Genomic DNA, 17312 nt, shown 5'->3' on the forward strand with positions numbered 1-17312 from the left:
TCTGAGTGAGGTTTTATTTTATAAAACATGGACTCAGCCTCTCATCCATTAAGCAACAGAATTGTAACAAGATACAATTTTTTAGTTGTCCATCGAAAACAGATTTATTTTCAGTCATGAAATTAAAACTCTCTCGAATACTGACGGGGAAGCTCCTTCAAAACTGACGGGAGCCGATTCTAGGACCACTTGGTTCTAAACCTTCAAGGAATGAGAGAAATAGTATGATTCGTATAAACACCTGTGCTGCGAGTATTGCTCTAGCGCTATCTGGTACAGCATTGGCCGCGCCAACAGCACCTAGCATTGATATGTACGGTTCCAACAACCTACAGTTTTCTAAAATTGAACTCGCGATGGAAACGACCTCTGGCTACAACCAGATGGTTAAATATCACGATAAAGCAAAAGTCGACGTTAAGTTCAACCAATGGAGCGGAACGTCAGGAAACACGTACAACATCTACTTTGATGGCGTTAAAGTAGCGACGGGCCCAATCACTGGAAGCCAAACCACGGCTTCATTCGAATACGGCCAAGGCGGCTTATTCGATATGGAAATTGAAGCGTGTGATGAAACAGGCTGTGCCAAGAGTGCACCCGCTCAGATCACCATCGCTGATACCGATGGATCACACCTAGCACCACTTGCGATGAATGTGGATCCAAACAACAAGTCATACAACACAGATCCAAACACGGTAGTAGGTACTTACTTTGTTGAGTGGGGCATCTATGGCCGTGATTACACAGTCGATAACCTACCTGCTGACAATTTGACCCATATCCTTTACGGTTTCATCCCAATTTGTGGTCCTAACGAATCAGTGAAATCAGTAGGCGGTAACAGCTACAACGCACTCATGACAGCGTGTCAGGGCGTTAACGATTACGAAGTGGTGATTCATGACCCATGGGCGGCTTTCCAGAAGAGTTTCCCTCAAGCAGGACACGAATACAGCTCACCTATCAAGGGTAACTACGCGATGATGATGGCGCTAAAACAGCGTAACCCTGATTTGAAGATCATCCCATCGATTGGTGGTTGGACGCTGTCTGACCCATTCTTCGATTTCACAACCAAAGCTAACCGAGACACCTTCATTGCATCGGTTAAGAAATTCCTTAACACGTGGAAATTCTACGATGGTGTAGATATTGACTGGGAATTCCCTGGTGGAGGCGGTGCGGCGCCAGACCTTGGTGACCCTATGAATGATGGCCCAGCTTACATTGCACTGATGGCAGAGCTGCGCACTATGCTTGATCAACTAGAAGCGGAAAACGGTCGTACTTACGAGCTAACATCAGCGATCGGTGTTGGTCACGATAAGATTGAAGACGTGAACTACGGCGAGGCTATCCAGTACATGGATTACATCTTTGCAATGACTTACGACTTCTACGGCGGTTGGAACAACGTTTTAGGTCACCAAACAGCACTGAACTGCGGTAACTTCATGCGCCCTGGTCAATGTGATGGTACCGGGCTAGATGAAAATGGCGAACAGTACACAGGCCCAGCCTACACTACAGACAACGGCATCCAATTGCTTCTTGCGCAAGGCGTTCCAGCGAACAAACTTGTGGTTGGTACAGCAATGTACGGTCGTGGTTGGGAGGGCGTATTACCGTCATCACTTTCAGATCCTAGCGACCCAATGACTGGCGTAGGTAATGGCAAACTGACCGGCAGCTCTGCTCAGGGTGTATGGGAAGATGGCGTTATTGACTACAAAGGCATAAAAGCGAACATGCTTGGTGCAAACAACCAAGGCATCAACGGCTTTGAATATGGTTACGACGAAATGGCAGAAGCGCCTTACGTTTGGAACCGTACTTCAGGCAAGTTGATCACATTTGATGATGACCGCTCAGTGAAAGCAAAAGGCGCATACGTTCGTAGCCTTGGCCTTGCGGGTCTATTTTCTTGGGAAATTGATGCGGATAACGGCGATATTCTGAATGCGATGCATGAAGGTCTAGCAGGTGGAACTACTGACCCTGTCAACCGTAAACCAACGGCAGCTGCAGGTGCGGACCAATCAGTTGAAGGCCCAGCGTCTGTCTCTCTAGACGGTAGCGCTTCAAAAGACAGTGACGGTACGATTGCGAGCTACGCTTGGTCACAAGTAAGCGGAACGGCGGTAACTCTGGCCAACTCGAATGCGGCTGTTGCGAGTTTCGATGTAGTGGAAGTCGCACAACAAGAGACTCTGACATTCAGCCTAACCGTAACAGATAACGAAGGCGCAACGTCAACAGACACAGTTGTTGTGACAGTAAACCCTAAAGACACAGGTCCAGTAAACACAGCTCCGATCGCAGTTGTTTCTGCTCCGGCTGAAGTGAGTGCAGGTGATGTAGTTGTCGTTGATGCTTCGGCTTCGAGCGATGCGGATCAAGACACGCTGACCTTCACGTGGGATGTACCTGCAGGTATTGATGCTACTGTTCAAGGCGCTTCAGTAAGCTTTGTCGCGGCTGAATACACGCAAGATACGACACTGAATTTCTCAGTGACAGTCAGTGATGGTACAGAGACATCAGTAGCAGCTACTTCAGTGAAAGTGCTTAAGAAAACCACAGGCGGTGGCACGTGTACTAACGCTTGGGATTCAAGTGCGATCTACAATGGCGGTGATCAAGTGACTCAAGGTGGTAACGTTTGGGAAGCGAAATGGTGGACAACAGGTGAAGATCCAACAACGACTGGCCAATGGGGCGTGTGGAAAGAGATCGGCCCAGCAAACTGTGCAAACTAAAAGTAGGGTTTAGCTAAACACCAACTAAGCGTTCAACTAAACACCTAAAAGTAAAGGCCAACCAGATAACCTCTGGTTGGCCTTTTTAGAGTTTGTTTTCTTAATTGGCGTTCTACTTGCTTGATTCGTTAAACTTAGCCAATCAAGTTATCAAAACTCTCAAACACTTGCGGGCACTTCATCACTCGTCCGTGGCCTTGACCTTGAGTCGCGATTAAGGTGACACGATCCATTTCATAGGCTGCACGCTTCGACACATCAAACTTAGTAAACTTATCTTGCTCATCATGAACAATGATAGTTTGAGACTCACGAAGCGCTAGCTTTCCATAAGGATCAACAGATTGAATCGGGTAGTTAAATTGCTCTTCTACTTCTCCGACTACCGCCTCAAACAGTTTCATTGAGTAACCAGAACGAGCAACACTGCCAAATAGGTTTTCTAGATAATCCAATACAGGTGCAATCAGCAACAGCGGCTTGTTTTCCAATTTAACGTGCTTACATTCCAATGCAGAAGCCGTACCCATGCTGTGACCGACCAAACCTGCTACCTCTCCCACTGAATCGAGAATGGCTTCAAGACCGTTCACAAATGCAGGGATATGACCATGTACCCCATCGCTACCACCATGAGCAGGATGATCGTAAGCTAGAGCCGTAAAACCTTTGGCTGCAATATGTTCCATTAAAGGGAAAAACTGACTCGCGGTGCCAGACCAACCATGAGTCAGCACCCAAACTGGACCGGTACCCAAAGAATACGTTTTTAAGACGCCATCACGACCTTTGATTTCACTCTTGATAAGCCCTTGCGGATCGGCATTTTTCTGCTCGGTACGCATCGGAGTGAGCAGCAGTTTACGTGCCGTTTTCTTTGCATGACTCGGCGCTAAAATGTAGTGCAGATTGGTTGTAGCGCCAATCAAGCTACGCTTGAAGCTGAATTTGTTCGATGTATTGAAATAGATTTTGTCACTCATGACCGTTCCTTGTATCGCCATCATTATTGGCGGATCGAGCTCGGCCCTAAAAATCGAACGACCGTGCTATTTATTGATATAAAAAATGGCGCTACTGCGATTTATCATCGCTTACCACCACTTCTCTAAAATTTTGTTGTAAACCTTACTTCAACAAGACTCACATGATTTGCGAGTTAACCTGCTGTATGTATTAAACCGCTTTCCAACTGGCTACCAAGCGCTCGACACCACTCCAAAAATGAGTGTGGCTGGCTTGTTGGCCTCGTAATGAGTAGAACAAGTTCGCGCTTAAATAGAGACCGTACAACTCGAAGGTTGCCTGTTTCGGGTCTAAATCGGCTCTGAATTGTTTGCTCTCAACCGCTTTTGCTACCTGAATCGTCAAGTAATCAATCCACACTGAAATGGTTTTCTGCAGTGCCTTCTGAATCACAGAGGTTTCGCTGCCTGCATCTTTCCAAGCATCAATAAACATGCAGCTGCCTTGGAACGAATGGTTCCAGCCAAGCCAGTTATCGAGCAGTTGTTTAAGCTTGGCTTCAATATCACCGTCGCCCAACTCTCTCGCCGGAATGATGACTCTTTCAGTGAATATGGCGTTGGAATATTCGAGTACAGAGAGTTGCAGGTTCTCTTTAGAGTTGAAGTGCGCAAACAATCCACTCTTAGACATACCACACTGCTTGGCTAATTCGCCAATCGTCAAACTCTCGAGACCATTCTCACTCGCAAGTGCAAATGCATGGCTCAAAATATACTCTTTGGTTATCTTTCCTTTGCTCATTATTCACCAATAATAAATCTGATGCTTTATTTTTAGCACGTTCGTACTTTTTTTCAAGTTTTTTACTTAACCCTTGGTATTCATTTTGTCTTATCTAGGGCGTGTTGACCTTTCGCGGTAAAATTTTGTTCGAGATAAAAGCGTTTTAATCGCGGCGAGGGGGAAGTAGCCTAGTCATTCTAAGCAAATCCCCCTCAACAAAGAGTAAAACGCTTTTAGCCGAACCCTTCGGGCAGCGTTTGCTGGTCATTTCTACTGCGTTATCGCCCTTTCATGTAGGCTAGCTACACATCAAAGCCTCTGCCTTGTAGACATACCCAGCAATTCGCTGCAAAAATTAGCTCGAAAGGTCCACATGCCCTAATAACTGTGGAAAAATGCGACAGTATTCAAAGGAAATTGAAATCGACTAACAAAGGAAAAACAATGAACACACTTTGGGAACAGTTTGCGTTTTCGGCGTCAGTAACAGGCCCTATCTGTTTAATGCTGTTTCTTGGTGTGATGCTCAAGCGAATCGGTTTGATCAATGATAATTTCATTGATGTCGCGTCCAAAGTGGTGTTTCAAGTCACCCTACCCGCGATGCTATTTCTGAGTATTGTTCAATCGAATCACAACTTTTCAGCCAGTAGCGCGTTAGTTGCGTTTGGCGTCATCGCTAACTTTGTCTTTTTCTTGTTCACGATTTTCTCAACCAAGTTGGTATTCAAAAGCTCTAAAGATCAAGGTGTGATCATCCAAGGTGGATTCCGCGCTAATACCGCGATCATCGGCCTCGCCTACGTGGCTAATATTTATGGCAACCAAGGCGTGGCATTGGCTGCTATCTATGTCGCATCTCTGACCGTACTGTATAACATTCAAGCCGTGATAGCACTGACACCCAAAGGCAAAGACACCGGCGCTAAAGCCATTAAAGTGATCGCCAAGTCCATCACCAAAAACCCGTTAATCATCGCTATTTTCTTAGCAGTCGTCTTCTATGCACTTTCAATTCCGATTCCAAAAATGGTGACTGATGCTGGGCAATACTTTGCCAACATGACTTTGCCTTTGGCTCTACTTTGTACTGGTGGTTCTCTAGATATTAGTTCGCTTAAACAAGAAAAGTTGTCTACGTGGTTCGCCTCTAGTTACAAGTTAATCGCCTCACCTTTACTGACTACACTGGCTGGTTGGTACTTAGGGTTTGAAGGGCTCGATCTCGGACTTATCTTCTTGATGAGCGCAGCACCAACGGCAGCGGCAAGCTATGTTATGGCGCGTGCGATGGGAGGAAACTCAACACTCGCGGCTAACATCATCGCTCTTACTACTGTTGTTTCTCTTATCACTTGTACACTAGGTATATTTGCACTCACTGCAATGGATTTAATATAGCTGCGACAAGCTTCAAAAAACCGACACAAGCCTTGAAACAAAGGTCATAAGCCTTGATTTAGGACTAACTGGTTGGGCATAAAGGCTGCTAGATTTCGTAAAAATTTTACTGAGAGATCTGATATGTCTTCCGTTCAACATACGCCTTCACAACACATCGCCAGTATCGAGTTAGGCAGAGTGATTGCTATCTTGGCGATCATTGGTTTGCACGGCCAAATGGCACTCACTTATTGGCAAATAGATGAGGTGCCTTGGATCGGTTATGTGCTCAACCAAACCGCTCGTTTTGCCGTGCCTCTGTTCTTCCTTATTTCAGGCTATCTGATTCAACCTAAGCTCACAGCATCACCTTGGACAGCCTTCATCAACTACTCCAAACCACTACTCAAAGTTTGGTTGGCATGGAGCATCATTTGCTTAGTGATGCCATTCAATCTCGCGAAAGTAGAAGAGTTTGGCTATCTAGGCGAACGTGAAGGCTATTGGGGTTTCTTAATGAATACCCCACTCAACTCTTTCTTAGAGGGTGGGTTGGTACATTTATGGTTCATTCCCGCCCTTGTGTGCGCGGTTTTGATCATCGCCTTAATGGTAGAGATGAAACTCGATAAGCTTCTACTACCGGTGGCCATTCTGCTTTACGTCTATGGTGTATTGGCGGGCAGCTACACAAGCTTAACCGACCTTAGTGCCCCTTTCTTCACGCGTAACGGTCCGTTCTTCAGCACGTTAATGGTGACCTTAGGTTTCCTCATTCGTCAGCATCAATGGAAAGTGTCCTCAGCCAAAGCATTAGGGTTATTGGCGTTAGGCATGGTCATCCACTTTGCCGAAGCGGCATGGCTAACCCAATTTGATATCGCCTTTAATATTCACGATTTCTTGTTTGGTACAGCTTTGTGGGGGATTGGTGTGTTCATGTGGCTTTTAGCTAATCCAAACATCGGCGATTACGCATGGCTTCACGCTATCTCGAATCGTATGCTGGGTATCTACGTTTGCCATCTGTTGATCATTATTTTGCTATTCAATGTCTGCGGAGTATTGGGCATCACTGAACTCGCTAAAGACATTACCGTGTTCTTCGGCACCTTTACCCTGAGCTTTATATTGATCGCTGGTATAGAAAAAACGCCACTGCGCCACTGGTTACTTCGTTAGTGCTCATCTAGCCAACGACGTATTACAGGCCTAGTGACAATCCTCAGTCTGTAATTTGCCTTGATGCAACATTCTTTTCTGCAACGAGGTTCGCCTTGCCAGTGAAAGCACTAACTCGCTTTCACTGGCAACTTTAAACTTCAACATCCCTTTCCCTCTTATGCGTTACTCTCTTTTAACCACTGACGTGGCGACACACCCGATACATGCTGAAATGCGCGTGAGAAACCTGAATAACTGTTGTAACCGACTTCATCGGCAACCCAGTTGATGGGCTTATTTTGCAGTAACAGAGATTGAGCAACGGAAACACGCCACTTTTGCACGTAATCTCCCGGCGTTTCACCCACCTCACGCTTGAACGCTTCTATAAACTGAGTTCGAGACATCGCGGCCAATGACGCCATTTCTGCAACCGAAAAGTGACGAGCAGGCAACCGGTGAATAGCCGTCACCACAGCAGCAAGCCTTGGGTGTGCAAGAGCAGAGAAAACGCCGCTATCGATTTTTTGTTGTTCAATGAGATGACGAAAAATCAACGCCATCAACGCATCACTCAACTTGTCCATTAGGTATTGCTTCCCTGACGATTGTTGTCCTGAAGATGCTTGCCCCGACTCTCGAAACAGAACCTCAATCACAGGCATTAAGTTCGGTGCATCTTCAAACGGAATCACTATCATGTCGGGCAGAACCGATAATAAAGGATTCATCTGCCCTGAACGATACTCCACGTTCGCACACACAAGCTCTGCACCCTCTCCCACACCTTCAATTGCATGTGGTGTGCTATTCGGCAGGTAAATAATACAGGGCTGAGAAAGCTGCCGGCATTCCGTATGAGCACCAGACAAGGTCAACTCCCCCGAGCTTAATACATGAAGGTGCCCTTCTTTGCCTTGTTGCGCGTTAAATGACGACACCCCACACAGGTTTCCAGAATAGAAAACGCCAGTGCGTATCGAGAAGTGTTCCATTAATTGTGACAGCAGATCCATGCACCCTCCGAACGATTCGCTTAGTTTTTAGTTCTTTCGTCCCTCTATAGACCGGACAAGTGGGCTAAATTACTTCAAACAAAATAACCAACACTGACAAGGAACTTGATATGTCACACATGAAATCGACCAGTCAAAAAATCACTCTATTGGCCGCGTTACTAGGAACCAGCTTTTCGTTAATGGCAGCAGACCTTGATATGAGTGTCGACAACAATGATCTCGCCATTAAAGGTTATGACCCTGTTGCTTACTTTGCCAATGAGGGGCCAGTTAAAGGCACATCTGAATTCACAGCGACTTATAAGAATGCGATTTATAACTTTGTGAGCAGTGAAAACCGAGATGAATTCCGATCTAACCCATCGGCTTATGCACCTCAATATGGTGGCTATTGTGCCTTTGGTGTGGCAATGGGTAAGAAATTTGAAACGGACCCACTAGCTTGGAAAGTAGAAGGTGGGAAGCTGTACTTAAACTTAGATAAGTCAGTTCAAAAGCGTTGGCTGGAGAATACGCAAGAATTCATCCAAGACGCCAACAGCAATTGGACCACTATAAAAACCGTGGAAGCCTACAAGCTTTAAGTTCTAGGTGCTAGGTTCTAGCCTTCAACGTTTATCCATTGCCCACTAACAAAACGGAAGCGACCGAACGCTTCCGTTTTTATTTTCACGGCTCAAATACAAATAAGCAGCCAATTATTGATAACACCAAGATAAACAGCGATGTAACGCTCAAATCAGAGAGAAATCAGTGCGATTTCAGCACGAATCAAAACCATTTTTATTCTATACTCCTAAAGATAAGCTTTTCTTTTCATGGAAGAATAATGATATTACCTAGGATTTTAGCAATCGGACTCTATGCTTTATCAACACTGACTTACGCTGCTCCATGGCAGTTCGTGAAAAGTGAAGATGGCATCATAATTGATAAGAGACCTCACACTGAAGGCTTGGTAGAAATACGAGCACAAATGCAAACGCCCACCACTTATTCTGGTTTTTTGCTGTTATTGGAAGACAGCGCGAACGTGCCAAACTGGATAGATAACGTATCGGAAAGTCGTGTTTTGATGCAGATATCTGAGGATGAAAATATCGTCTATACCCAGTTCAAAGCGCCTTGGCCTGCCAGAGACCGCGATATGGTGACCTACTCAAAATACAGCGTCGAGGATGGGCAGTTTGTCTTGTCGATCAAGGATGCGTCTGATTATTTGGCGAAAGAGTCGGGATACATTCGAATTTATGATGTAGATGCCTTATGGACTCTGCAACCGCTCACCAATGGTAATACCTATATCACCTATACCGCTTACGCGAACGCAGGTGGCATCCTGCCAAATTGGTTAATGAACAAATTATCGATTGATAGTGCACTGAGCACGTTTAAAGGGCTGAAAGAACAATTACAGAAGTACCAAGGCCAGCAGCACCCTAACCTGCCAAGTGAATCTCGCTAGCGGTACCAGTCTATGGGTAGATAACTAGGTAGCGAAGTAGATAAATAGGTAAATAAATACTAAGGCCTTCTAGCGAGGTCGCGAGCCAAGATAAGCGCCAAACCAAACACCTGAAGAAACAGCGCAATATTCTTATAAAAAGCCATTTTCTCATCAAGCCTTTGGATTAACTCAACCAAAGTCAGGTTATCCAAATAGTAATCATCGATTCGAGTTCGCTGCGATTCTTGGGCGCTGTTTATCAACGTCATCAGCTTAGATAAGTTATCCAGAGAGATCGTCGGCACCTCATCACTCACCCAACTCCGAAGTTGGCCGCGCAGCGCTTCATCAAGAATAGTGGCGAGTTGGGCCCTTTCTGCTGATGATTTATCAAGGTGAATAAGAATAGCTTCACGCTTACGCTCTAGGGTTTCGATCGTATTCCACGCCAATTGTATAGAGTACACATTGCCGTATTTACGATCGTTGTATTCCGATTTTTCCGCTTCAATTTTGTCGAGCACCAAGCTCGACATGACAATCGCCATGATGTTGAGTATTAACCCCGCAAGGACAATCGCCCAAGCAGGGGGAAGGCGCAATGCCATAATGCTCCCTAGAACATTTTATCAAAAGGTAGGTAAGCTAAGTTTAGGACAATCAAAGAGATCATGCAGATAAGCGTCAACACCATGCCCACTTTTCTACCCTTTAAGTTTTTTGCCAGAATACCTTTTGCATGAATCACACGCCCCAGAATAAATGCAACACCAATGGCATGAATAAGCCACACACTGGCACCATTCATCTCTAAAAAGCCCATCAAAATAACCGTTATTGGGATGTAATCCATTGCATTACTTTGTGCGGAACGTGCTATCTGTAGCGACTCAACACCGCCATCTGCATGAGCAACCAGATTGATTCGTCTTTGCTTAATGACTTCTATCGCCAACCAAATCATTACGACCGTCAGCAAGGCTGCGTAAAGTGCTGTAACCATTATATTTTCCTATTACTTTGAGTTTGTTGAGCGTATTTCGCTCACCTATCGACGGATGAGTTCAACAACGAATGATATTCGCGCCCGAACATTTGTAAGAGATCTCTCACACCGAACGTAAGAGATCACAGTCAAGCTTCGCAGAAAAAAGAAAAATTACAAACCCAACCCCTTGTTTTATATGAATCCACGCATATTTATTTTAGTTAGCGAGGATATTTATTTCCTAAGGCTAATTGCGAATAAAGCCTCCAAAGTGTTTAATACTCATGTCGACAGGGAGTTGGCAGGAACAGGAAAAAGCCTAACGGATTAGGTATCTTCAGGATGAAGATTTGATGGCTTAGGATGAGTGATCAGCAAGGAAGTTTTACTCTAGGATAGAGTCACTTGTCAGGATGATGAGTTAGCATGGACACCGCTAGGAAGGCGATGGATTGGATAGGTTAAAGGATTTAGCCAAATCAAGGAACGATGCAAGGAGCATACGTGACCTTATTAAAAAATAAGTAACAACGTCAGTAGCAGGATGGCTACGAAAAAGAATAAACCCCGTTTGGTGAAAGCCAAACGGGGTTTCTTTTTTCAACATCAAAAAGCTATTAGTAACTGATCGTTCAAATAGTAGCTAATCGTTCAAAGCCACGTTACAAAATAATGTTCATCAAAAACATAGCACCAAACGCATTCAATACTGAAATCGCGATCATCACAGGGATATAACGACCTTCAGTACCAATTGGTCCCATGATGCGTCCCATATATTGCACCTGAGAACCCATCAAGTAGATAGCTGGCGCCAAGATAGCAATATGGTTGCCGTTCAGAATGCCTTGGTCAAACAGCGTGATAACCACACCGACTGCACCACCCATCGACATCCACGCGCCAATCAATACTGCTGCCGCTTCGCCCGGTAAACCAAATACCGCCATGATAGGTGCAAACACACTACCCATCAGATCCAGTGCACCAGTAATCTGCAACGCCTTAATAATCACAAACGCCATCAGAACATTAGGTACTGTAGAGGTTGTCGCAATGACCCAGCCTTTCTTAGCACCTTCAACGAAAATATCAGTAACCATTGGTTTCTTTGCTTTAACTTCGCTCATTATGCTACTTCCTCTTCCAGTTTTTGTTCTTTGTCTGATTTTGTTTTGTCTTCTTTACCTTCAGTAATATTGAGGTAGAGGCGGAATAAGTTCGCACCAACAAACTTGAAGATAAACATCACCGCAACAGCAAGACCAATTGACGATGTCACTGCCAAAGAACCGTCCATCGCCGTTAGAGTGAACAACACCGCACCTGAAGAGAAAAAGTTAACGATCGCCGCACCCGCAGTAAACTGGAACATGGTGAACACATCGGTTTCACGCTTAGTCAAATGCCCTTCATCTTTGAGCTGACGTGTCATCGCAGCACCCGCATCGGTACTTTGCAGAGAAGCAATCAGTGCCAAGCCTGAGTTGCCCGGAATACCCATTAAAGGACGAAGTAGTGGAGTGAGTAGTTTACGAGCCGCGTCCAGTGCACCGTAGTGCTCAAGTACGTTGATCATACCCAGTGCAAACATCACGGTCGGAATAAGTGTCAATGCAAAAATGAAACCGTCACGCGCACCACTACCACCTTTACCACGCAGTGACGTCGTTGCCGCTTGGATACCATCAGCCGACTCACTCACATCGTAAGCGACCTTACCAAATGAACCGTTGAGCGTCGTAAAATCGAGCACTCCATACCATTCATTGGACTGCATTAAGCCTGAAAAGAACACAATCGCGAACGCGAGTGCGATATAGCTGCCGATCGTGACTTTACGATCGGTTTTGGTTGGATTAGTCATAAGGACCTCTATACATCTCGTTTATGTGGAACAGAACACGTATAGATAGTGCAAACTAATGAGCAAAAGGTTAATGACCAAAATCAAATAGTGCATCGGTTTAAATAAAAGAACCAAAGCAACATATAAAACTGTGATTCAAATTTTAAAGCAGACGTATACGCTAAAAAAATTAGAATATTTCTCATACAAAACTAAACAAACCTAGCTTCAACACCGCAACCAAAAACGCACATAATCGCCACAATAATCAGGCTTCGAATAGAAAGCTCAAAGAAATCTTTCATCGTGATCTCACGTTTTCACCCAATCTACTGTTTTCTATATAATCTATTGAATTATTAAGATATCTATCACACTGCACAGGGTTATTTAGGTCTACGCTTTTACCCGTGTTAATAACTTATTAACTTCGGAGCGTAATCCATGTTAGGTATCCAGCTTTCTGCTGTTCTCTCTTTGTTATTTTTTTCCACGGTAGCAGGCGCTGCCACTTCTCAGTTGGGAGAGCCGCTCAAACTAACCAGTTCATTTGCTGGCTACCTATCGCTGACCATTTTCGTTGTCGCCTACATCGTGGTGATGATGGAAGAATACCTAAAACTCCGAAAATCCAAGCCAGTTCTGCTTGCCGCAGGCCTGATCTGGATAATCATTGGTTTCACTTACCAAGAACACAACCTTGTTGAAGTCGCTAAACAAGCGCTCGAACACAACCTGCTGGAATATGCCGAGCTATTACTCTTTCTACTCGTCGCCATGACATACATTAGCGCCATGGAAGAGAGGAGACTGTTTGATGCGCTGCAAGCGTGGATGGTAGGCAAAGGCTTTAACTTTCGCTCTTTGTTCTGGATAACCGGTATTCTGGCCTTCTTTATCTCACCTATCGCCGACAACCTCACGACAGCTCTACTGATGTGCGCTGTGGTTCTTAAAGTGGCAGGTTCTAACCCTAAATTCGTCAACCTAGCCTGCGTGAATATCGTGATAGCCGCCAATGCTGGCGGTGCATTCAGTCCATTCGGAGACATCACAACGCTCATGGTGTGGCAGGCTGGTTATGTGAGTTTTAGTGAGTTCATTCCTTTGTTTATTCCTTCGGTGATGAATTACCTCGTCCCTGCGTTGATCATGTCTTACTTTGTACCCACCACTCAGCCCGACACAGTCCATCAACACGTTGAATTAAAACGTGGTGCGAGGCGCATCGTATTCTTGTTTATTATGACAATAGCGACCGCTGTTGCTTTCCATGCCGTACTCCACTTCCCTCCAGTCATGGGCATGATGATGGGGCTCGCCTATCTGCAGTTCTTTGGCTATTACTTACGCAAGACTTTGCCCAACTCACTCGCCAAGAAAAAGGCGGTGGCGATCGCCAATAACGATGAAGGCGCCCTGAAACGACTCGGTTCTGTTGTGCCGTTCGATGTATTTCGAAGAGTGTCTCATGCCGAATGGGACACGCTTTTGTTCTTCTACGGCGTGGTAATGTGTGTCGGTGGCTTGAGTCTACTTGGTTACTTGGAATTAGCTTCGGGCGTGATGTATAGCCAGTGGGATCCAATTTGGGCCAACGTCATGGTGGGGATTTTATCGGCTATTGTCGATAACATTCCGGTGATGTTTGCCGTGTTATCCATGGAGCCCCAAATGTCGATGGGCAACTGGCTACTGATCACCCTAACCGCGGGCGTTGGCGGCAGCTTATTGTCTATTGGTAGTGCCGCTGGTGTGGCATTAATGGGGGCTGCACATGGTAAGTACACCTTCTTTGGCCACTTAAAATGGATGCCAGTAATCATGATTGGTTATGGGGTCAGTATCGCCGCTCACCTATGGCTGAACGGCGATATGTTCTAGTCTAAGGCATATCAACTAAAGGCTTATCAACACGTGTCCAGACGTTGCTTAACTGCACTGCTGGACACTGGTTGCAGGTTAACACTGCTCCTTCTTGTTGAATACGCATCATCAGTCCAGAATCCACTCGGCTATTTCCTGAATTCAACTCGATGTTAATCAAATCATTTTCAATACGATAAGTTCTAGTGACCGTGTTACCGATTGTTTGATAGGTCATTTGTCCTGACTCAAAAAGTAGATAGCTGTTATCGTCCGCGTTCTCATACATCCCTTTGAACAAAACAAGCTGCGGTACTTCAAAGGGGCGACTAGTATCAGTTAAACAACCGGTCAGCAATAACACACTAGTGAAAGCTATTATCAGAAAATGATGGTTATTCATTTGGGCATCCTTGCCTAAAAACATGGCTAAATAATATGCAACCAAATCATTATTTTCCAGAAAGTAGCGAATTTATTGCAAAGTCACGTTTTTATTGCAGAATCACGCTTGGGATCTCTTAATGTTCCTCCTGAGTCGTACAAACTTTCAACCTTAACCGATAGAACAGCGTTTCAAGTTGCTAGCTCAGTAGCTTTCTAAGTTTGTTTTCTTCCCTCAATCACTAACAAACGCTGTTTACGTTCTACGCCACCCGCATAACCCGTCAGCTTTCCATTTTTACCTATCACACGATGACACGGCACAATCACAGACACCGGATTTTTGCCATTCGCCAAACCCACTGCACGCACCGCTTTTGGGTTACCAATCGCATCAGCTAATTGTGCATAGCTCCATGTTTCTCCATAAGGAATGGTAGTAAGAGCCTGCCAAACCGACTGCTGAAACGGAGTGCCCTTGGCTGCGATAGGCAAAGAAAACTGGATAGCTTCTCCAGCAAAATAACGATTGAGCTGTTTGATAGCCAACGCAAAGATCGGAAAGCAATCATCTTGAACACCTAGCTGTTCAGGCTTGGTAGTGTGAGTTTCAAACCAAAGGCCTAACAGCCCCTCATCGCTCGCCTGTAAAGTCACGGTGCCCAGAGGGCTCTCGTAGTAAGTAAAACGGTTAGTCATAATCTCTCCTAGCTTGGTAATTCCGATGTTTATTCATTGCTTCTATATCAGAGAGGTATCTCTATTCCACTTGAAACATCGTTTAAGACTGATTCCAACAATGGAACGTGGCGTAACTTCCCCAAGGCGAAACACTCTCTGTATTAATGGTAGGGCGATGCTCGATGAATTTCTTCACCACCAAATCGCCTACTAGCAAGTGGTTAGGTTCACTGAGCCCGCGCAGCAGCGCATATTGAATCGTCCAAGGACCAATACCTTTGAGATCAATCCACTTAGAAGGGTGCTCAGCTTCGTTATCGACCATGTATTGGGCAAAACGCTTTAAGGTTTCCTTACGACTTCCAGGCATTCTTAGAAAGCTCACATCAGCATCAGCTATTTGTTTAGGTGTTGGGAAGCTAGCTTTCTCATGCTCACCAGAAAGCTCTTTCACCAATAGGTTGAGCTGACCAATGGCCGCTGTTACCGAGACTTGCTGCCCGAGAATCGCTCTTACCCCGGCTTCCCAAACACTCCACACACCAGGGATACGAATACCACTCTTAGCAACCAAGTTGGGCTCAATGGTGCTAAAGAAATCTTCAACTTTGCTGATATCAACATCAAGGTCGAACATACGTCGAATATTGGCGATCAAACTTCTTAATTGGCTCATATCATCCAACTCAAACTCAATATCCAAGCTGCTCTCTTTGGCTAAAGTGGCCTTGAACCAGCCCTTCGAGCCGTTCACGTTCACTGTGCGTTGGTAATAACCGTCGCCCACCTCTTCTAAGCCTTCGATCATTCGTCGTCGATAAAAGCCCAGCAAATGATCCCAGTCCAACGGGCCATGGAAACTGAGTTGGATATGATTGCTTAAGTTGTTACTTGGCTTAGCTCTTCGGATTTGACTTGGCGAAAGCTGCAGCTCTTTTAGAAAGGCATCGTTGAAACGACGCGTGCTATTGAAGCCACTCGCAAAGCCGACATCGGTAATGCTCATACTACTGGTGTGAAGTAACTGCTTGGCAAACATCAATTGGCTATAAAGGCTATATTGCTTTGGTGACACGCCGATGTAATTATCGAATAAGGTTCGTAAATAGCGGTCTGAAATACCTAATCGAGTGGCAAGGTCGACGATTGACCCTGAGTTCAGCGCACCATGATCAATCAACTGTAAAGCACGCAAGAAAGTGGTTTCAACCCCTTTCCAAGCCGGAGAAAAAGGCGCGCTGTCTGGACGACAACGTAAACAAGGGCGATAACCCGCTTTCAATGCCTGAGCTTGATGAGAAAAATATTCGACATTTTCTTCTTTAGGTGGGCTTGCAGGGCAAATAGGTCGACAAAAAATCCCAGTGGTTTTCACCGCTGTGAAAAACATTCCATCAAAGCGAGCATCTCGCGCGTATCGAGCTAAATGACACTGCTCACTCGTTAACGTACTGTTGTGATGAATATTTCTCGACATGCTGTGCTCTTCCCATTTGCCATAATTTTTACTCCGATACCTAAAAGTTTACCGTGAACTGTCATTGTCGCTAGCCATTTTCGGAACTGAAGGTTAGATAAATCACAAAAAAGGGTTTTCTTTTCGCTCAATTCGACTAAATTTAATCTTGAGAAAGGATTATTCTCACAACGTCAACGAACGGTACTCAGCACATTAAGATGCAGAGACCTATCGAATAATAAGGAAAAGGCTATGGTTCTTCACACATGTCGTATTGTTTTATCAAACCAACAGGTTCTCACCAGTCAATCAGTCGAACAGTCTCTAAGCTTTCTTGAAGACGAAGCGGATAAGGGGATTTCTAAGATTGAGATTGACGCAACGGATGGCAATCAAATCCATTCTTACATGTCACACTCTCTTGAAGAGTCTATCGAGAATCTAATGAATCTCTAGAATTTTCGAAGAATAGTGCTTTGAAGTGATAGGGCTTTTAAAAAAGGTTACGCATACCAGGCTTAAACGGTTTTATCCGAGTTAGGGTTATCTCTGATT

17 protein-coding genes are annotated in these 17312 nt (G+C 45.0%); 7 read left to right on the forward strand and 10 right to left on the reverse strand.

What is annotated here, in order from left to right; translation table 11 throughout:
• Positions 1–224 precede the first annotated feature (224 nt).
• Positions 225–2765, forward strand: coding sequence for a glycosyl hydrolase family 18 protein (locus OCV30_RS16535; protein ID WP_065679370.1), 2541 nt, complete (start codon positions 225–227; stop codon positions 2763–2765).
• Between the two features lie 134 nt (positions 2766–2899).
• Here the strand turns inward: OCV30_RS16535 and OCV30_RS16540 are convergent, their stop codons facing one another.
• Positions 2900–3748, reverse strand: a complete 849-nt coding sequence (locus tag OCV30_RS16540) for an alpha/beta hydrolase (RefSeq protein WP_065679369.1) — start codon at positions 3746–3748, stop codon at positions 2900–2902.
• Positions 3749–3941: 193 nt separating this feature from the next.
• On the reverse strand, positions 3942–4535 hold the full coding sequence (locus tag OCV30_RS16545; RefSeq protein WP_004732750.1) for a TetR/AcrR family transcriptional regulator: 594 nt from the start codon (positions 4533–4535) through the stop codon (positions 3942–3944).
• A gap of 426 nt (positions 4536–4961) precedes the next feature.
• On the opposite strand from OCV30_RS16545, the gene OCV30_RS16550 reads away from it, so the two are divergent.
• Both OCV30_RS16550 and OCV30_RS16555 read left to right on the forward strand, forming a co-directional pair.
• Positions 4962–5918 carry an AEC family transporter gene (locus tag OCV30_RS16550; protein WP_009846120.1) on the forward strand — a complete coding sequence of 319 codons (957 nt, stop codon included), beginning with the start codon at positions 4962–4964 and terminating at the stop codon, positions 5916–5918.
• Positions 5919–6041: 123 nt separating this feature from the next.
• Positions 6042–7082 (forward strand): acyltransferase, encoded by a 1041-nt coding sequence (locus tag OCV30_RS16555; protein WP_009846119.1) that lies wholly within the window; start codon positions 6042–6044, stop codon positions 7080–7082.
• Between the two features lie 158 nt (positions 7083–7240).
• Here OCV30_RS16555 and OCV30_RS16560 read toward each other — a convergent pair whose 3' ends face one another.
• Positions 7241–8080, reverse strand: a complete 840-nt coding sequence (locus tag OCV30_RS16560) for an AraC family transcriptional regulator (RefSeq protein ID WP_065679368.1) — start codon at positions 8078–8080, stop codon at positions 7241–7243.
• Between the two features lie 110 nt (positions 8081–8190).
• On the opposite strand from OCV30_RS16560, the gene OCV30_RS16565 reads away from it, so the two are divergent.
• Entirely contained in the window at positions 8191–8667 is a 477-nt protein-coding gene (locus tag OCV30_RS16565; RefSeq protein WP_009846117.1) for a YHS domain-containing (seleno)protein, read from the forward strand.
• A 245-nt stretch (positions 8668–8912) separates the two neighbouring features.
• Positions 8913–9548, forward strand: a complete 636-nt coding sequence (locus OCV30_RS16570) for an START domain-containing protein (RefSeq protein WP_009846116.1) — start codon at positions 8913–8915, stop codon at positions 9546–9548.
• 59 nt (positions 9549–9607) lie between these two features.
• Here OCV30_RS16570 and OCV30_RS16575 read toward each other — a convergent pair whose 3' ends face one another.
• The 4 genes from OCV30_RS16575 to OCV30_RS16590 all read right to left on the reverse strand — a co-directional run bounded on the left by OCV30_RS16575 (position 9608) and on the right by OCV30_RS16590 (position 12385).
• Positions 9608–10138, reverse strand: coding sequence for a DNA mismatch repair protein (locus OCV30_RS16575; RefSeq protein WP_065679367.1), 531 nt, complete (start codon positions 10136–10138; stop codon positions 9608–9610).
• 8 nt (positions 10139–10146) lie between these two features.
• Complete coding sequence (locus tag OCV30_RS16580) at positions 10147–10533, reverse strand: MAPEG family protein (RefSeq protein ID WP_009846114.1); 387 nt, start codon at positions 10531–10533, stop codon at positions 10147–10149.
• 647 nt (positions 10534–11180) lie between these two features.
• Positions 11181–11648 (reverse strand): YjiG family protein, encoded by a 468-nt coding sequence (locus tag OCV30_RS16585; RefSeq protein WP_004737023.1) that lies wholly within the window; start codon positions 11646–11648, stop codon positions 11181–11183.
• On the reverse strand, positions 11648–12385 hold the full coding sequence (locus OCV30_RS16590; RefSeq protein WP_009846112.1) for a nucleoside recognition domain-containing protein: 738 nt from the start codon (positions 12383–12385) through the stop codon (positions 11648–11650). Before OCV30_RS16590 ends, OCV30_RS16585 begins: the two co-directional genes overlap by 1 nt.
• Positions 12386–12811: 426 nt before the next feature.
• Here OCV30_RS16590 and nhaD point away from each other — a divergent pair, with 426 nt between their 5' ends.
• Positions 12812–14251 carry a sodium:proton antiporter NhaD gene (gene nhaD, locus OCV30_RS16595; protein WP_012601208.1) on the forward strand — a complete coding sequence of 480 codons (1440 nt, stop codon included), beginning with the start codon at positions 12812–12814 and terminating at the stop codon, positions 14249–14251.
• A gap of 1 nt (position 14252) precedes the next feature.
• Here nhaD and OCV30_RS16600 read toward each other — a convergent pair whose 3' ends face one another.
• From OCV30_RS16600 to OCV30_RS16610, 3 genes are all read right to left on the reverse strand, one after another.
• The gene (locus tag OCV30_RS16600; RefSeq protein WP_065679366.1) at positions 14253–14636 is read right to left on the reverse strand and encodes a hypothetical protein; all 384 of its coding nucleotides are present in this window, start codon (positions 14634–14636) and stop codon (positions 14253–14255) included.
• Positions 14637–14833: 197 nt separating this feature from the next.
• Positions 14834–15316 (reverse strand): methylated-DNA--[protein]-cysteine S-methyltransferase, encoded by a 483-nt coding sequence (locus tag OCV30_RS16605; protein ID WP_065679365.1) that lies wholly within the window; start codon positions 15314–15316, stop codon positions 14834–14836.
• An 82-nt stretch (positions 15317–15398) separates the two neighbouring features.
• On the reverse strand, positions 15399–16775 hold the full coding sequence (locus OCV30_RS16610) for an AlkA N-terminal domain-containing protein (RefSeq protein WP_065679364.1): 1377 nt from the start codon (positions 16773–16775) through the stop codon (positions 15399–15401).
• A gap of 234 nt (positions 16776–17009) precedes the next feature.
• On the opposite strand from OCV30_RS16610, the gene OCV30_RS16615 reads away from it, so the two are divergent.
• Positions 17010–17213 carry a hypothetical protein gene (locus OCV30_RS16615; protein ID WP_012601212.1) on the forward strand — a complete coding sequence of 68 codons (204 nt, stop codon included), beginning with the start codon at positions 17010–17012 and terminating at the stop codon, positions 17211–17213.
• The last annotated feature ends 99 nt before the right edge of the window (positions 17214–17312 follow it).

Source organism: Vibrio atlanticus, from assembly GCF_024347315.1.
GTDB classification, from domain to species: Bacteria; Pseudomonadota; Gammaproteobacteria; order Enterobacterales; family Vibrionaceae; genus Vibrio; species Vibrio atlanticus.

What these genes read in the sequence shown, in the direction of transcription:
- OCV30_RS16565 (WP_009846117.1), top strand. Translation starts at nt 8,191, where the DNA reads ATGTCACACATGAAATCGACCAGTCAAAAAATCACTCTATTGGCCGCG.
- OCV30_RS16550 (WP_009846120.1), top strand. Translation starts at nt 4,962, where the DNA reads ATGAACACACTTTGGGAACAGTTTGCGTTTTCGGCGTCAGTAACAGGC.
- OCV30_RS16600 (WP_065679366.1), bottom strand. Translation starts at nt 14,636, where the DNA reads ATGAATAACCATCATTTTCTGATAATAGCTTTCACTAGTGTGTTATTG.
- OCV30_RS16540 (WP_065679369.1), bottom strand. Translation starts at nt 3,748, where the DNA reads ATGAGTGACAAAATCTATTTCAATACATCGAACAAATTCAGCTTCAAG.
- OCV30_RS16555 (WP_009846119.1), top strand. Translation starts at nt 6,042, where the DNA reads ATGTCTTCCGTTCAACATACGCCTTCACAACACATCGCCAGTATCGAG.
- nhaD (WP_012601208.1), top strand. Translation starts at nt 12,812, where the DNA reads ATGTTAGGTATCCAGCTTTCTGCTGTTCTCTCTTTGTTATTTTTTTCC.
- OCV30_RS16610 (WP_065679364.1), bottom strand. Translation starts at nt 16,775, where the DNA reads ATGTCGAGAAATATTCATCACAACAGTACGTTAACGAGTGAGCAGTGT.
- OCV30_RS16575 (WP_065679367.1), bottom strand. Translation starts at nt 10,138, where the DNA reads ATGGCATTGCGCCTTCCCCCTGCTTGGGCGATTGTCCTTGCGGGGTTA.
- OCV30_RS16615 (WP_012601212.1), top strand. Translation starts at nt 17,010, where the DNA reads ATGGTTCTTCACACATGTCGTATTGTTTTATCAAACCAACAGGTTCTC.
- OCV30_RS16605 (WP_065679365.1), bottom strand. Translation starts at nt 15,316, where the DNA reads ATGACTAACCGTTTTACTTACTACGAGAGCCCTCTGGGCACCGTGACT.
- OCV30_RS16545 (WP_004732750.1), bottom strand. Translation starts at nt 4,535, where the DNA reads ATGAGCAAAGGAAAGATAACCAAAGAGTATATTTTGAGCCATGCATTT.
- OCV30_RS16590 (WP_009846112.1), bottom strand. Translation starts at nt 12,385, where the DNA reads ATGACTAATCCAACCAAAACCGATCGTAAAGTCACGATCGGCAGCTAT.
- OCV30_RS16585 (WP_004737023.1), bottom strand. Translation starts at nt 11,648, where the DNA reads ATGAGCGAAGTTAAAGCAAAGAAACCAATGGTTACTGATATTTTCGTT.
- OCV30_RS16535 (WP_065679370.1), top strand. Translation starts at nt 225, where the DNA reads ATGATTCGTATAAACACCTGTGCTGCGAGTATTGCTCTAGCGCTATCT.
- OCV30_RS16580 (WP_009846114.1), bottom strand. Translation starts at nt 10,533, where the DNA reads ATGGTTACAGCACTTTACGCAGCCTTGCTGACGGTCGTAATGATTTGG.
- OCV30_RS16560 (WP_065679368.1), bottom strand. Translation starts at nt 8,080, where the DNA reads ATGGATCTGCTGTCACAATTAATGGAACACTTCTCGATACGCACTGGC.
- OCV30_RS16570 (WP_009846116.1), top strand. Translation starts at nt 8,913, where the DNA reads ATGATATTACCTAGGATTTTAGCAATCGGACTCTATGCTTTATCAACA.